At 63.7% G+C, this 14962-nt stretch carries 12 protein-coding genes; 6 read left to right on the top strand and 6 right to left on the bottom strand.

The genetic code is table 11. The features are described 5' to 3' along the window. Window positions 1-10: 10 nt before the first annotated feature. Window positions 11-808 carry a hydroxymethylpyrimidine/phosphomethylpyrimidine kinase gene (locus ACOZJV_RS28190; protein ID WP_421548972.1) on the bottom strand — a complete coding sequence of 266 codons (798 nt, stop codon included), beginning with the start codon at window positions 806-808 and terminating at the stop codon, window positions 11-13. 289 nt (window positions 809-1097) lie between these two features. On the opposite strand from ACOZJV_RS28190, the gene ACOZJV_RS28195 reads away from it, so the two are divergent. The 4 genes from ACOZJV_RS28195 (at window position 1098) to ACOZJV_RS28210 (ending at window position 7491) form a co-directional block, all read left to right on the top strand. Beyond that, window positions 1098-3494, top strand: a complete 2397-nt coding sequence (locus tag ACOZJV_RS28195; protein WP_421548973.1) for a hybrid sensor histidine kinase/response regulator — start codon at window positions 1098-1100, stop codon at window positions 3492-3494. A 72-nt stretch (window positions 3495-3566) separates the two neighbouring features. Continuing rightward, window positions 3567-5216 (top strand): acyl-CoA dehydrogenase family protein, encoded by a 1650-nt coding sequence (locus tag ACOZJV_RS28200; RefSeq protein ID WP_421548974.1) that lies wholly within the window; start codon window positions 3567-3569, stop codon window positions 5214-5216. Window positions 5217-5302: 86 nt separating this feature from the next. Beyond that, complete coding sequence (amn, locus tag ACOZJV_RS28205) at window positions 5303-6775, top strand: AMP nucleosidase (protein WP_161955752.1); 1473 nt, start codon at window positions 5303-5305, stop codon at window positions 6773-6775. Window positions 6776-6924: 149 nt separating this feature from the next. Continuing rightward, the gene (locus ACOZJV_RS28210; RefSeq protein WP_201132075.1) at window positions 6925-7491 is read left to right on the top strand and encodes a pseudouridine synthase; all 567 of its coding nucleotides are present in this window, start codon (window positions 6925-6927) and stop codon (window positions 7489-7491) included. On the opposite strand, the gene ACOZJV_RS28215 is transcribed toward ACOZJV_RS28210, so the two are convergent. Both ACOZJV_RS28215 and ACOZJV_RS28220 read right to left on the bottom strand, forming a co-directional pair. Next, window positions 7486-7695, bottom strand: a complete 210-nt coding sequence (locus ACOZJV_RS28215) for a DUF2788 domain-containing protein (protein ID WP_020295306.1) — start codon at window positions 7693-7695, stop codon at window positions 7486-7488. The two genes, ACOZJV_RS28210 and ACOZJV_RS28215, sit on opposite strands and share 6 nt — an antisense overlap. A gap of 120 nt (window positions 7696-7815) precedes the next feature. Further along, entirely contained in the window at window positions 7816-8295 is a 480-nt protein-coding gene (locus tag ACOZJV_RS28220; protein ID WP_020295307.1) for an Lrp/AsnC family transcriptional regulator, read from the bottom strand. Between the two features lie 413 nt (window positions 8296-8708). Between ACOZJV_RS28220 and ACOZJV_RS28225 the strand changes: the two genes are divergently transcribed. Beyond that, window positions 8709-9827 (top strand): DUF6515 family protein, encoded by a 1119-nt coding sequence (locus ACOZJV_RS28225; protein WP_421548975.1) that lies wholly within the window; start codon window positions 8709-8711, stop codon window positions 9825-9827. Here ACOZJV_RS28225 and ACOZJV_RS28230 read toward each other — a convergent pair. Together ACOZJV_RS28230 and ACOZJV_RS28235 are read right to left on the bottom strand one after the other, a co-directional pair. Then, window positions 9821-10717: a cation diffusion facilitator family transporter gene (locus ACOZJV_RS28230; protein ID WP_421548976.1), complete on the bottom strand. Its 897-nt coding sequence runs from the start codon at window positions 10715-10717 to the stop codon at window positions 9821-9823. The genes ACOZJV_RS28225 and ACOZJV_RS28230 overlap by 7 nt on opposite strands. 27 nt (window positions 10718-10744) lie before the next feature. Beyond that, window positions 10745-11164 carry a hypothetical protein gene (locus ACOZJV_RS28235; protein ID WP_020295310.1) on the bottom strand — a complete coding sequence of 140 codons (420 nt, stop codon included), beginning with the start codon at window positions 11162-11164 and terminating at the stop codon, window positions 10745-10747. A 119-nt stretch (window positions 11165-11283) separates the two neighbouring features. Between ACOZJV_RS28235 and hrpB the strand changes: the two genes are divergently transcribed. After that, window positions 11284-13815 (top strand): ATP-dependent helicase HrpB, encoded by a 2532-nt coding sequence (gene hrpB, locus ACOZJV_RS28240; protein ID WP_421548977.1) that lies wholly within the window; start codon window positions 11284-11286, stop codon window positions 13813-13815. 19 nt (window positions 13816-13834) lie between these two features. Here the strand turns inward: hrpB and ACOZJV_RS28245 are convergent, their stop codons facing one another. After that, window positions 13835-14914 (bottom strand): endonuclease/exonuclease/phosphatase family protein, encoded by a 1080-nt coding sequence (locus tag ACOZJV_RS28245; protein WP_421548978.1) that lies wholly within the window; start codon window positions 14912-14914, stop codon window positions 13835-13837. Window positions 14915-14962 lie beyond the last annotated feature (48 nt).

A 14962-nucleotide genomic window follows, 5' to 3' on the forward strand; every position in this document is an offset into this window, starting at 1 on the left:
CCTCAAGGCGTTACGAGCAGAAATCCAGGGGCAGGCGGCGCGGTACGAACTGGCCTTTGCCCAGTTGTTCGGCGTCGCGCAGGGTGCGCCAGGTGTAATCCAGAGCGGTTTTCACTGCGCTGGCCAAGTGTTCCCCTTGGGCCAGGCGGCCTGCCAGGGCGCTGGCCAGTGTGCAGCCGGAGCCGTGATAGCTGCCGGGCAGCCGCTGGCAGGTGTAGGTTTCACGCAGGCCGTCGCGACTATATAGACGATTATGCACCTGGTGCTCGTCGCCATGGCCGCCGGTGATCAGCAGGTGTTTGACGAAAGGCAGGAGTTTTTCAGCGCACTGATCGGCGGTGCCTTCGGGCAATTCGGCCAGGATTCGTGCTTCAGGGAGGTTGGGAGTGGCAATGGTGGCCATCGGCAACAGGCGCTCGCGCATGGCATAGCCGACTTCATCCTTACCCAGGCGCCCGCCGCCGCCGGCCTTGAGCACCGGATCGCAGACCATCGGCAAATGCGGATGCGCCTGGAGCAGTTCGACTACGGTGTCGACCATCTCCAGGGAACCGAGCATGCCGAGCTTGACCGCGGCCACGGTCGAATCATTGAGCACGGCGTTGGCCTGGGCCAGTACCCACTCACGATCCAGGACCCGGAAGTCGCTGACGTTGACCGTGTCTTGCACGGTCAGCGCGGTCACAGCCGGAGCTGCATGACAACCCTGGGCGAGCAGGGCTTCGATATCTGCCTGCAAGCCGGCGCCACCACTTGGGTCGTGGCCGGAGAGACAGAGGACAACGGGGCGAGAGCTGTAGATATTCATGGTGCGCGAGCTTACCACCAAACGTTTTTTTTCGCGGCTCTCGGCGCGCCTTTGCGCCGAGTCGCAGCTTCCCATGAATCGACTTGACTGAACGAACAGCTCTAGCTCAATGGATAGCGCTGAAATGCCCGTTCTAGAGCCTTTAGACTAAAATTTTCAATGGTGCTCAATGGCCATCAGCGGCTATGCTAGAGTGGATCCAAACCAATAACAGGTAATGCCGGTTTTACGTCTGCTCAAAAGGAATGGGGGCTTTTTGACACAACCGGACAGGCCACGCTGGGGCTTTATGCGCTATTTGTTGATGTTGCTGTTGTGTGTGCCAATGTTGGCTGGCGCGGTCGAGTTCGACGAGTTCACTCAGCGCCTGCCCTTGGGCCAGGTCATGCAGGTGTTCGAAGATGTGAGTGGCGAGGCGACCATCGCCGAAGTCAGTTCACAGGCTTTGGCTGGCAATTTCAAAACCCACGAAAAGCCCACCCTCAATGCCGGTTACTCGCACTCGGTGTTCTGGTTGAAAGTCGACCTGGATTACCGGCCCGGCAACCCCACTGCGCAGCGCACCTGGTTGCTGGAACTGGCTTACCCACCGCTGGATCATCTCGACCTCTATGTGCCCGATGAAGGCTCCGGCTACCGCCTGGCTGGACGAACGGGCGACGCCTTGCCCTTCGACAGCCGGCAGATCCGCCAGAACAACTACCTGTTCGACCTGAGTTTTGCGCCCAACGAGCACAAGACGGTGTTCCTGCGCCTGCAAAGCGAGGGTTCGATCCAGGCCCCGCTGACCCTCTGGTCGAGCACCGCCTACCTCGAGGCGCAGCCGATGCGCCTGTACGTACTGGGCCTGATTTACGGCGTGCTGCTGGGGATGCTGATCTACAACCTGTTCATCTACCTCAGCGTGCGCGACACCAGCTACCTCTACTACATCTTCTATATCGCCTCGTTCGGCCTGTACCAGCTCTCGGTCAACGGCGCGGCGGTCGAGTATTTCTGGCCGAACAACCCATGGTGGGCCAACGCCGCCACGCCATTCTTCATCGCCTCGGCCGCGCTGTTCGGCAGCCAGTTCGCCCGCAGTTTCCTGCAGACCTCAAGCCACAGCCGTTGGGTTGATCGCCTGTTGTTAGTGCTGATCGCCTGCAGCGCCGTGGTGCTGGGCCTGTCGCTGATGACCAGCTACGCCCTGGCCTTGCGCCTGGCGACCGGCCTGGCCCTGATCTTTACCGTGGTGATCTTCGTTTCCGGGATTGTGGTCTGGTACCGAGGCTTGCGCGTGGCACGCTATTTCATCATCGCCTGGTCGGCGTTTCTGTTCGGCGGGGTGATCAACACCCTGATGGTGCTCGGTTACCTGCCTAACGTGTTCCTGACCATGTACGCCAGCCAGATCGGTTCGGCGATCGAGGTGGCGCTGCTGTCCCTGGCCCTGGCCGACCGGATCAACTCGATGCGCGAGCAGCAGGCGCAGACCCTGTTCGATGCCGGGCAGAAGCTTGAAGTGCTGAACCAGCAACTGGCCCACAGCAATCGGCTCAAGGACGAGTTCCTGGCCACCCTGACCCACGAATTGCGCACCCCGATGAATGGGGTGATCGGCTCCCTGGAACTGATGCAGACCCTCGATCTGGATCCGGAGCTTGAGCAATATCAACAAACCGCCGCCGGCTCGGCGCGGGACATGATGCGCATGGTCAACGGCATCCTCACCCTGACCGAATTGCAGGCTGGCAAGCTCAGCGCGCAGCGCGAGTCGTTCAGCCTGCGTTCGATGGTTGATGGCCTGCGCCTGCAGTTTGCGGCCAATGCCTCGGGCAAGGCCCTGGGGTTCGATGTCGACCTGGCGGCCGGGGTGCCGGACCGCCTGCTGGGCGATCGCGGCAAGCTCAATCAATGCCTGGAGTGCCTGCTGGACAATGCCATCAAATTTACCCGTGTCGGTGGAGTGGTCCTGCGTATCACCGCCAAGCCGGAGGTTGATGGGCGCCAGGCGCTGACCTTGGCCGTGATCGACACCGGGATCGGCTTCGTCAATCTGGACGAGGCGACCCTGTACCAGCGGTTTTTCCAGCTCGACAGCTCAATGACCCGGGAATATGGCGGGTTGGGTGTGGGTCTGGCCATTTGCCGGCAGTTGATTGAGCTGATGGGGGGCCACCTGACCCACGAGTCCGAGCCGGGGCGCGGCAGTTGCTTCCGCCTGGAGGTCAAGTTCGAGGTGGACGTCAGTCCCGCTCTGCACATCCCTTCGGTGTTCCAGGCGCGCTCGGTGTGCCGGCGGGTGCCGGAGGATTGCACGATGCTGCTGGTGAATGACAACAGCATCAATCAGTTGGTGGTGCGTGGCATGTTGCTCAAGCTCGGTTATCGGGTGCTCAGCGTCGACAGCACCGCGCAGGCTTTGGAGCAGCTGCGGGTGGAGAAGGTGGATGGGGTGCTGCTTGATTGCCAGATCAGCGCCCAGGACGCCACGGCGTTCAGCGCCCAGGTGCAGGCCTTGCCCGGTTGCGCCAGGTTGCCGGTGCTGGTGGCGCTGGCGTGCACCCATGCAGCCGAGCGCGAACATTGCACGGCTTATGGCTGGATCGAGCACGTGGCCCGGCCGGTGAAATTCGAGGAGTTGCAGGTGGTGCTGTTCAAGCGTGTGCTCTGTCCTGAGCAGGGTGAAAGTGCCGATATTTAGGCGTATATGACACTTTGAACCCCGGGGGTGGGGTGCTTAACTGAGGCCAGTCACGCCTTCAGGAGCCCCGTCATGAACCTGCACCAGTTCGCTGAAACCCACGAAGTCACCAACCAGCCGCCGTCTCTGGATGGCATCAACCTGTATCGCATCGACCTGCCCCTGCAAGAGTGGACCCGGCGTTTTGGCGGCGCCTGGGCCGAGCCGCGGATCGATGCCTATGGGGCGCTGGCCGGTGGCCCGCTGATGGAAGCGGGTTTCCTGGCCAATCAGAACAAGCCGGTGTTTGTCAGCCATGATCGTTTTGGGCATCGCCTGGACCTGGTGGAGTTTCATCCGGCCTATCACCAGTTGATGCGTACTGCCGTCGAACATGGCTTGCCGTCGCTGCCCTGGACCGACGCCCAGCCCGGCGCCCACGTGGCTCGCGCCGCGATGACTTACCTGCACAGCCAGGCCGAGGCCGGCAGCGGTTGCCCCCTGACCATGACCTTTGCCTGCGTCCCGGCGCTGAAGTTGCAGCCCGACCTGGCCGAGCAATGGCTGCCCAAGGTGCTGACCACCGAGTACGACCCGCGCAACGTCGGCATGGCGCACAAGGCCGGTGTGACCATCGGCATGGCGATGACCGAGAAACAGGGTGGCACCGATGTGCGGGCCAACACCACCAGGGCTTATCCGGTGGGAGCGGGTGGTCCCGGGCAGGCCTATGAGCTGGTAGGGCACAAGTGGTTCTGTTCGGCGCCGATGTGCGATGCCTTCCTGACCCTGGCCCAGACCGAAAAGGGCCTGACCTGTTTCCTGCTGCCCCGGCATCGCCCTGATGACAGCCGCAATCAGTTCTATATCCAGCGCCTGAAAAACAAGCTCGGCAACTGCTCCAATGCTTCTAGCGAAGTGGAGTTCCGCGGCGCCCTGGCATGGATGGTGGGCGAGGAAGGTCGCGGGGTGCCGACCATCATCGAGATGGTGGCCATGACCCGTTTCGATTGCATGGTCGGCTCCAGCTCGCTGATGCGCCAGGCGCTGACCCAGGCCAGCCATCATTGCGCCCATCGGCTGGTGGGTGGCCGGGTGCTCGCCGAGCAGCCGCTGATGCAGAACGTCCTCGCCGATCTGGCCCTGGAAAGCGAAGCGGCCCTGGCCTTGAGCCTGCGCATGGGACGGGCCTTGGATCACCTGGATGATGGCCAGGAGGCCAAGTTCTCGCGGCTGGTGACGGCAGTGGGCAAGTATTGGATCTGCAAGCGGGCGCCGGCCATGATCAACGAGGCCGCCGAGTGCATGGGCGGCGCCGGGTACGTGGAAGAAAGCATCCTGCCGCGGCTGTACCGCGAGGCGCCGGTCAACTCGACCTGGGAAGGCTCGGGCAATGTGCAGTGCCTCGATGTGCTGCGTGCCCTGTCGAAAGAGCCTGGGGTGCTGGATGTGTTGTTCGCCGAGCTTGGCGATGGTCATGGCGATAAACGCCTGGCCGCTCATATCACCACGCTGCAACAGGCGTTCAAGGACACCGACGATATCCAGTACCGCGCGCGGCAGCTCACTGAAGACATTGCGCTCGGGTTGCAGGCCAAGCTGTTGCTGGAGGCGGGCAATGCGGCCGTCAGTGATGCCTTTATCGCCAGTCGCCTGGGCAATGCCGGGCGCGCCTACGGCACTTTGCCGCGGGGCCTGGATGTCGCGGCGATAGTGGCACGCTGCACACCCCAGGCCTTTTGATCAACCTTGGGCGCTGGTAGCGATTGGGCGGTTCCCGTGAGGCGGCGATGCAGGCAAGATGAACGCCTGCAAGATCAGAACACAGGATGCTTATCGTGACCGAAGCTTTTATTGTCGTTCAAACCGCCGAGCAAGCCGTGGATCGGCTTGCTCAACTGCATGAGCGGGCCACCTCCGCCTTGAGCCAGGCGCTCAAGCGCTATCTCAAGGATCGCGTCGAACCCACCGCCGAGCAACGGGCGCAGTTTCGCTACCCCGAATTACGTTTGACCTACCTCTGCCAGGGCGAAGTCCCACAAACCACCCGGGCTTATGCCAAGGTCCAGCTGCCGGGCACCTACAGTGTCACGGTCACCCATCCGGCGGCGTTCCGTAAGTACCTGCTGGAGCAACTGGTGCCGTTGATGCACGACTTCACCGTGACCGTGGAAGTGGGCGTCAGCGAGCAGAATATTCCGTATCCCTATGTGGTCGAACAGGGCGATGAGCTGGCCGGTTCCGGCGTGACCGCCGCCGTACTGGCGCGGGTTTTCCCCAGCACCGACCTGTCCGCCGCCACCGACGGCATTGCCGACGGCCTGTATGACTGGGAAAACACCGACCCCTTGCCCCTGGCACTGTTCGACGCCGCACGGGTGGACTTTTCCCTGCGGCGCCTGGTGCATTACACCGGCAGCGACTGGCGCCACGTGCAGCCCTGGATCCTGCTGACCAACTACCACCGTTACGTCGACCAGTTCATTACCCACGGCCTGGAGCAACTGCGCAGCGATCCGCGTTTTGTACGCATGGTGTTGCCGGGCAACGTAGTCATCGAAAAAACCATGGACCACGGCGAAGCCTCGGCGATTGCCGCCGGGGTGGTCTGGCACCGCTACCAGATGCCGGCCTATCACCTGCAGGCCTCCGATGGCCATGGCGTGACCCTGGTGAATATCGGCGTCGGCCCGTCCAACGCCAAGAACATCACTGATCACCTGGCGGTACTGCGTCCGCATTGCTGGCTGATGATCGGCCACTGCGGTGGCCTGCGGCAGTCGCAGACCATTGGTGACTATGTGCTGGCTCACGCCTATATGCGCCGCGATGGGATTCTGGACCGGGTGGTGCCGCCCAATATTCCGATTCCGGCCCTGGCCGAAGTGCAGATGGCCTTGCAGCAAGCCGCGGCCAATGTCACCGGGGAGAAGGGCGACGACCTGAAAAAGCGCCTGCGCACCGGCACCGTGCTGACCTACGACGACCGCAACTGGGAGTTGCGCTGGGCTCAGGAGCGGCCGCTGATCAACCTGTCCCGGGCCGTGGCCGTGGACATGGAAAGCGGCACCATTGCCGCCCAGGGCTATCGCCTGCGAGTGCCGTACGGCACCTTGCTCTGTGTCTCGGACAAACCGCTGCACAGCGAAATCAAACTGCCGGGTTCGGCCAACGCTTTTTATGAGCGAGCGGTCAGCCAGCACCTGAAGATCGGCATCGCAGCGGTGGACCTGCTGCGCACCGACCTCAACTCGCTGCACTCGCGCAAACTGCGCAGCTTCGACGAGCCGCCATTCCGCTGAGTGTTTATTGAATGGTCATTTGGCGATCAGGCCACTAGCATTGTCGGTCCTGATCGCTGAATGTCCTTTTCACCATGCCCCGTCCCCCTCGTCCCGTTTCCCGCCGTCCAGGCAGCAACAGCCCGTCTTCCGGCCAGGCGCCGCGCCGTATCGCCAAGGCGCCGCCGACCGAGCCGAAACTGATTCTGTTCAACAAACCCTTCGATGTGCTGACCCAATTCAATGATGAGCAAGGGCGAGCGACCCTCAAGGATTTCATCGCCGTACCGGGCGTCTACCCGGCCGGTCGCCTGGACCGTGACAGCGAGGGCCTGTTGCTGCTGACCAACGATGGCCAGCTTCAGGCGCGCATCGCCGACCCCAGGCACAAGTTGGCCAAGACCTATTGGGTACAAGTCGAGGGCGTGCCCAGCGCCGAGCAATTGCAGCAACTGCGCGATGGGGTGCAGCTAAATGACGGCCCAACCCTGCCCGCCGAGGCCCGAGCCCTTGATGAGCCCGAGCTGTGGCCGCGCAATCCGCCGGTGCGCTTTCGCAAGAGCGTGCCCACCAGTTGGCTGGAGTTGGTGATTCGCGAGGGACGCAACCGTCAGGTCCGGCGCATGACCGCTGCGGTTGGCCTGCCGACCCTGCGCCTGGTGCGGGTCAGGATTGGCGACTGGACGTTGGACGGGCTGGATCAGGGGCAGTGGAAGGAAGTCCCGGCGCGTTTATAGAACCCCGGACTCGATGAGGCCGATGACCACGCTCTTGATAATGAAGGCGGCCACGCCCAGGCCCAGGACGAAGAACAGGATGAACGAGCCGAAGCGCCCGGCCTTGGACTTCTTCGCCAGATCCCAGACGATAAACGCCATGAAAATGATCAGGATGCTGACCAGGACCGTCATCATCCATTCTTCGAAAACTGCAGGATCCATCGAACATCTCCAGCGCAGGCAGGGCAAAAAAGGCCGGCCGAGTATACGCCAAGGGGTATGGGCAGGGCATTGATCTGCGTGCGTTACGTCGCCACAGGCAGGCTCGCTGGCGCGGCGTAATCAGCCGCGCAGGTGGGTAAGTGGCAGTTCGGTGCTGTTGAGTACCTGGTTGAGGACGAAGCTCGAACGCACGCTGGTGACGCCTTCGATGCGGGTCAGGTGGCCCAGCAGCAGTTTCTGATAGTGGTCCATGTCGGGCACCACGACCTTGAGCTGGTAGTCGGCGTCCATGCCGGTCACCAGGCTGCATTCCAGGACCTGAGGCAGGTTGCGGATCGCCGCTTCAAAGTTCTCGAAGCGCTCGGGGGTGTGCCGGTCCATGCCGATCAGCACGTAGGCGGTCAGGCTCAGGCCGAGCATCTTGCGATCGAGCAGGGCGACCTGGCGCGAGATGTAGCCGTCGTCTTCCAATTGCTTGACCCGGCGCGAGCAGGGCGAGGGTGACAGGCCAATACGCTCGGCCAGCTCCTGGTTGGAGATGCGGGCGTCGCGTTGCAATTCAGCCAAAATGCTCAGGTCGTAACGGTCGAGTTTGCTCATGGAACAGGCCTTTGTCATAACTATTGCGCCAGATTATCTATCCTGAGTTAAAAATTGCGCAAGCTATGTTTATTTGAGCAATCTTCGCAATCCTGTGTCGACGCTCCAGGCCTATTCTTAACACCAGAATCACTGCCCGGACATAGAGTCCAGTGCGGCCCGCCGAATCAGGCCAGCCGCGGTCGCCACCCCCACAGGGTTGAGTCGGCCCCCGGGCTACACACTGTCCAGAAGACGGAGTGAGGTGAGCCGGGGCCACAAGCGCCGAGCACGGACGAAAATCTCAAGGGGGGACCGACGGGTCCCCCTTTTTTATTGCCCCTAAATAAGTCTCGTGACTGATAACCTGTTGCAGAACCGGCCTGTGCTTTTCCAGTCTTATCTATAGGCCCTAATCCGCAGTGAGGAATAGCATGAAGTCGCGCATCTGGCGTTTGGCAGGTGTTGGTTTGCTGTGTATCAGTGTCAGCGGGCAGTCGCTGGCCGACGAGCGGGATGAGGCACAACAACGTCCTCAGCATGGCGCCGGTGGTGGCAATGGCGGCGGCCAGCGCGAACATGCGCCAGAGGCGCGTCCGGCACCTGCCCAGCCGCGTCCGGAAAACAACCAGAACCGTCCTCAGAATAATCAGCCCCGGCCACAGAATGAGATTATTCGCGGCGATAACAGCCGCCAGTTCGAACATAACGGCCAGAACCCGGGAAGCCAGAACCCGGGCGGACAATGGCAGAACCGTCCCCAGCACGATCCAAACGGCCAGGGCCGTCCGGTGCAGCAGCCTGCCGTGCAGCCGGCAACCCGTCCGCAGAACAACCTGCCGATCCAGGGGCGTCCCGACACCGTGCGCCAGACCCAGGAGCCGCAGCGCGGCTACTACCAGGACACGCCGCGACGCAATGATTACAACCAGCACTGGCAGGCGGGCGGGCCGGGCTCCCGTCCGGGCGGCGGACATGCCGACGATCATCGCTGGCCGGGGCGCCCGGATGGGCATGGCAACGGCTGGGGGCCAGGCCCGCAGTATCGCCCGGGGTATGTGATCGACCGTTTTCCGGATCGCAATTACCGCGTGCCTTATCGGGGCCAGGACTACTTCTTCTCCGGTGGCTATTGGTATCGCCCGCAAGGCCCGCGCTACGTCGTGGTGACGCCGCCCTATGGCATTCGCGTGGGTTATCTGCCGGATTACGCCCGGGAAGTCTGGATCGGCAGCGCGCTGTTCTTTCTCGCGGCGGGCGCCTACTACACCTACGAAGCCAACACCCAGGACTACGTGGTGGTGCAGCCGCCGGTGGCCAGCCCGCCGCCGCAACAGGCGGGCAATGGTTATGACGTGGTGGCTTACCCGGTCAGCGGGCAATCGCCGCAGCAGATCGATCAGGACCGTTACGACTGCTATCGCTGGGCCGTGCAGCAAAGTGGCTTCGATCCGGCAGTGGCCACCTATCCGCCTGCGCCCGAAGTGGTGCAGACCTACCGCCAGGCCCAGGGCAGTTGCCTGAGCTCGCGCGGTTATCAGGTGACTTACTGACCCCTGGCAGCCAGCACCACTTCCTGTGGGTCGGCGTGCACCAGCACTTCGGCCCTCGGGTAGGCGGCATGGATCGCATCGGCGGCCTGGTCGCTGATGCCATGGGCCACTGACAGGCTCAAGTCCCCCGGCAGTTCCAGGTGCAATTGCACGAACCAGTGACTGCCGGAGATCCGCGTGCGCAAGTCATGGGCACCCAGCACCCCTGGAACGGCGCAGGCCAGTTCGAGCATGTGCTGGCTGACATCCGGCGGCAATTCTTCGTCCATCAGCACGGCCACGCTCTCGCGGGCTATCTGCAGCGCACTCCACAGGATGTAGACGGCGATCGCCAGGCCAAACCAGGCGTCCAGCTGGTGCCAGCCGAAACTGGCGAGCACCAGGGCCATCAGGATGCTGGCGTTGAGCAGCAAGTCCGAACGGTAATGCAGGGAGTCTGCCCGTACCGCCGTGGAACCGGTTTCGCGGATGACCCGGCTCTGCACCATCAGCAAGGCCACGGTCAGGGCCAGGGACAGCAGCATCACGCCGATACCGACCCAGGGCGCGCCCAGCGGCTCGGGGTTTTTCAGGCGTTCGATGGCCTGGATCGCGATCAGCACCGCACTGGCGGCGACGAACACCGCCTGGGCCATGCCTGACAGCGACTCGGCCTTGCCGTGGCCATACCGGTGGTCGTCATCGGCCGGGCGCAGGGCGTAATGCACCGCCAGCAGATTGAGGAAGGACGCCGCACCATCGAGCAACGAATCGGTCAGGCCCGCCAGCAGGCTCACCGAGCCGCTGAGCCACCAGGCGACTGCCTTGGCCACGATCAGGATGCTGGCCACCGCCAATGATGCGCGGGTGGCCAGGCGCAGCAGGCGCGCGTGTTCCGGACTAGTGCTCATACGAGGCGAATTCCTTCAGAGGCCGCTTCAGGCCGCAGGCTGCAGGCCGTACAGCGCCAACTGTTGCACGCTGCCTTTGTGCTGGATCAGGCGTGGATCATCCAGCGGAAAGCTGCCGCCCAGTTCGCTTTCGAGAATCGCCTGCAGTTTGCGGTTATCGACTTTGCCGTCGGCGCCTATGGCTTGCTGGAGTTTTTCCGGGGCGATCTGCGCGGTTTTTCCGGGCTCCAGGTAGATGGCGCCGGTGGCGAAGTCGACGCCGAAGGCGATCAATCCGGGGATCACGTAAAACAGCAGCCCCACTGCATCGAGCACAGCCACCAGGGGGTCGATCTTGCCTTCGATCTGGCCGCGTCGATCCGGGAAGAAAATCGAGCCGCAGGCGGTGACCTGGGTCAGCAGGGTGGCGACCAGCACACCGCCAATCAAACGGAAGGGAATACGCATGGAAATCTCCTGAGCAAAGCGTGAAGCCAAAGGGGGTGAAGCGTTGTCGGTTTGAGTTCAGACCGTGATTAACGCCAGGCAGTTCGCCGTTATACTCGCGCCTCTGTTTTGGAGCCAGCATGAATTCTTTGCCAATTGATGAAGTTTTGCCTGCACTGCGCGCCGCCCTGGCGACACGCAATGAGGCGGTGCTCGAAGCACCGCCGGGTGCCGGCAAGACCACCCGCGTGCCTTTAGCCCTGTTGAATGAAGCGTGGCTGGCCGGACAGACCATCCTGATGCTCGAACCACGGCGCCTGGCAGCCCGCGCGGCGGCCGAGCGCCTGGCCAGCGAGCTGGGGGAGAAAGTCGGTGAAACCGTGGGCTACCGTATCCGCCTGGACAGCAAGGTCGGCCCCAACACCCGTATCGAAGTGGTCACCGAAGGCATCCTGACCCGCCGCCTGCAGGACGACCCGGCGCTGGATGGCGTGGGTTTGCTGATTTTCGATGAGTACCACGAGCGCAGCCTCGACGCCGACCTGGCCCTGGCCCTGAGCCTGAATGGCCGCGAGCTGTTTCGTGATGAGCAACCGCTGAAGATCCTGCTGATGTCGGCCACCCTGGAAGGCGAGCGCCTGTCGCAACTGCTCGACGATGCGCCGATCCTGCGCAGCGAAGGGCGCATGTTCCCGGTGACCCAGCGTTGGGGGCGGCCTTATCAGCCTGGCGAGTTTATCGAGCCACGGGTGGTGCAGACCGTTCTTGAGGCTCTCAACGATGAGCCCGGCAGCCTGCTGGTGTTCCTGCCGGGACAGGCAGAGATCCGCCGGGTACATCAGCAACTGGCCGAGGCCCTGGGAGACCGTCGCGAGATCCTGCTGTGCCCACTGCACGGCGAGCTGGATCTTGCAGCCCAGCGTGCGGCCATCGACCCGGCGCCGGCCGGCCAGCGCAAAGTGGTGCTGGCCACCAACATCGCGGAAACCAGCCTGACCATCGACGGCGTGCGCGTGGTAATCGATGCCGGGCTGGCGCGGGTGCCGCGCTTCGACCCGGGCAGCGGCATGACCCGTCTCGATACCCAGCGCATCTCTCGCGCCAGCGCCACACAACGTGCCGGCCGTGCGGGGCGCCTGGAGCCCGGGGTGTGTTATCGCCTGTGGTCCGAGGATCAGCATGAGCAACTGGCGGCCTATGCCAGTGCGGAAATCCTCCAGGCGGATCTGGCCGGGCTGGCTCTGCAACTGGCCCGCTGGGGCGTCGCTCCGGGGCAATTGGTGTGGCTGGATGGGCCGCCCACTGCGGCTTACACCCAGGCCCGGGACTTGCTGGAGCGCCTCGGTGCCCTGGAAGCCAAGGCCGGTGAAGAGGCTACGTTATCGCGCCACGGCCAGGCCATGGCGCAATTGCCGGCCCATCCACGCATCGCCCATTTGCTGCTGCGCGGCCAGGCCCTGGGGCTGGCGGACATGGCCTGCGATGTGGCCGCGCTGCTTGGCGAACGGGACATCCTGCGCGGTGCCGGTGCCGACTTGCACAGCCGCCTGGTGTTGTTGTCGGGCGAAGCCCGCGCGGCGCGCGGTGCCCAGGGTGGGGTGCAGCGGGCACGGCAATTGGCGCGACAGTACCGCGGCTACCTGCGGGGCAACGCCAGCGCCGCGGTGCCGGACCCCGAGCATCCGCGCTGGCTGGGGGCTTTGCTGGCCCTGGCCTATCCGGATCGCGTGGCTCAGCAGCGGCGTCCCGGGGGGGCTGAGTATCGCCTGGCCAACGGGCGTGCGGCGCTGTTCAGCGAGGCCGACAGCCTGATGAAGCAAGCCTGGCTGGTGATTGCCGATCTGGGCAGCCGCCAGGGGCAGCGCGAGGAGCGGATTTACCTGGCGACCGATTTCGATCCGGCACTGTTCGATTCGGTCTTGGCCGAGCAGGTTCGCACCGTCGATCAACTGGACTGGGACGAGCGCGAAGGTGTGCTGCGAGCCGAGCGCCAGCGCAAGGTTGGCGAACTGGTGCTCAGTCGCGAACCCCTGACCGGGCTGGACGAGGCGGCGCGCAGCCAGGCGCTGGTCAACCTGGTGCGGCGCAAGGGGCTGGAGCTGTTGCCCTGGACCCCGGAGTTGCGCCAGTGGCAGGCACGAGTGGCCTTGCTGCGGCAACTGGACCTTGCCGCCAAGTCAGACAGCGAGTGGCCCGATGTCAGTGACGGCGCTTTGCTCAAGGGCCTGGAGCACTGGTTGCTGCCGTACCTGGGCAAAGTCTCGCGGCTCAGTCATTTCGCCCAACTGGACCTGTCGAGCATCGTCCGCAATCAGTTGCCCTGGCCGCTGCCGCAACGCCTCGACGAGCTGGCGCCGCAGCATTTGAGCGTGCCCTCGGGTTCGTCGATTCGCCTGGACTACAGCGAGCAGCCGCCGATTCTCGCGGTGCGCCTGCAAGAGCTGTTCGGCCTGGCTGAGACACCGCGTATCGCTGGCGGCCGGCAAGTGGTCAAGTTGCACCTGTTGTCACCGGCCCGGCGCCCGGTGCAGGTGACCCAGGACCTGGCCAACTTTTGGCGCAGCACCTACGCCGAAGTGAAGAAGGACTTGAAGGGCCGCTACCCGAAACACTATTGGCCGGACGACCCGCTGGTGGCCGAAGCGACCGCGCGGGCCAAGCCGCGCAAATAGCCCGGTCAATAAACGCGGGTTATTGCGCGGCAGGCAGCAGGAAGCGGGCGATCACCGGTAAATGGTCGGAGATGCGCAAGGTGTCGTCCTGCCTGACCCGGGCCTCGACCCGCTTGATGCGCGGGCTGTAGAACAGGTAGTCGACCGTGCGGTCGGGGCCGCTGAGGCTCGGGTCGTTGGGGTAGTGGGTCAGCCAGTTTTCGCGGTCAATGCCGCCGGCCTGGGTATTGGTCGGCACCATCGGATATTTATCCCACAGCAGGTGCAGCGCGCTGTCGGCGGCGTAGGGCGCGCGCTGTTCCGGCGCCAGGCGCTGGTACTGGCCCAGGGGCAGCAGGTTGAAGTCGCCACCGATCAGCCAGGGCGTGCCGCGTCCTTCGAACGTGTCGAGCACCTTGGCGATGGCCGTGACCTGGTTGGGCAAGGTCTCGTCGGCCTGTTTCGCCCGTTCCAGGTGGGTGTTGAGAATGGCCATCTGCCCGCCGTCGGTCAGGGGCAGGTAGCTCACCAGCAGGGCGTTCCTGGGCTGGTACTGACGGCTCAGCAGATTGGCGGAGGCGATCGGCAGTTGCAGGCGTTCGGCGTGCTCGATCTGGTAGCGGCTCAGGGTGGCCAGCTGCCGGCCGACGCTGCCGAAGATATGCGGTGAGGGAATGAAGTCGGCCTTCCAGTCGTAGGCCTGGGTGCTGCAGGGGTAGAGGTCGGTGACCCGCTCCTGCAAAAGCTTGAGCTGGTCCTGGTAAGCGCTGGCCTTGGCGCCGTTGTCCAGTTCCTGCAGCAAGACGATGTCGGGTTGCTCGTCGCGGATAACCCGTGCCACCTCGTCGAGGCTGAAGGCCATGTCCTCGGTGGTGGGGCTTTCATCCGGGCCCTGGGCCTGGTCATTCCAGAACACATAGCGCTTGCCGGCCAGGTACTGGACGTTCCAGGTCATCACCTTCAGCGCCTGGCCGGGCATCAGGATCGGGGCCTTGGCCGCGCAACTGACGGGCAGCGACTCCTTGGCATCCGGGCGCCACGTCAGGCTGTAGACCAGGCTTGCAAACAGTCCGGCCAGCAGGAGCAGGCCCAGCAGGGTGAAGCGAAGTAGACGGGTCATCGGCTCGGCTTATGGCGTTGCAGGATTGAGCGCGAGCATAACCGAGAG

The sequence above is a fragment of the Pseudomonas sp. QD4 genome, from assembly GCF_049199125.1.
Lineage (GTDB): Bacteria > Pseudomonadota > Gammaproteobacteria > Pseudomonadales > Pseudomonadaceae > Aquipseudomonas.

Coding starts and splice junctions, on each gene's coding strand:
- ACOZJV_RS28190 (WP_421548972.1), bottom strand. CDS start 808: ATGAATATCTACAGCTCTCGCCCCGTTGTCCTCTGTCTCTCCGGCCAC.
- ACOZJV_RS28195 (WP_421548973.1), top strand. CDS start 1,098: ATGCGCTATTTGTTGATGTTGCTGTTGTGTGTGCCAATGTTGGCTGGC.
- ACOZJV_RS28200 (WP_421548974.1), top strand. CDS start 3,567: ATGAACCTGCACCAGTTCGCTGAAACCCACGAAGTCACCAACCAGCCG.
- amn (WP_161955752.1), top strand. CDS start 5,303: ATGCTTATCGTGACCGAAGCTTTTATTGTCGTTCAAACCGCCGAGCAA.
- ACOZJV_RS28215 (WP_020295306.1), bottom strand. CDS start 7,695: ATGGATCCTGCAGTTTTCGAAGAATGGATGATGACGGTCCTGGTCAGC.
- ACOZJV_RS28220 (WP_020295307.1), bottom strand. CDS start 8,295: ATGAGCAAACTCGACCGTTACGACCTGAGCATTTTGGCTGAATTGCAA.
- ACOZJV_RS28225 (WP_421548975.1), top strand. CDS start 8,709: ATGAAGTCGCGCATCTGGCGTTTGGCAGGTGTTGGTTTGCTGTGTATC.
- ACOZJV_RS28230 (WP_421548976.1), bottom strand. CDS start 10,717: ATGAGCACTAGTCCGGAACACGCGCGCCTGCTGCGCCTGGCCACCCGC.
- ACOZJV_RS28235 (WP_020295310.1), bottom strand. CDS start 11,164: ATGCGTATTCCCTTCCGTTTGATTGGCGGTGTGCTGGTCGCCACCCTG.
- hrpB (WP_421548977.1), top strand. CDS start 11,284: ATGAATTCTTTGCCAATTGATGAAGTTTTGCCTGCACTGCGCGCCGCC.
- ACOZJV_RS28245 (WP_421548978.1), bottom strand. CDS start 14,914: ATGACCCGTCTACTTCGCTTCACCCTGCTGGGCCTGCTCCTGCTGGCC.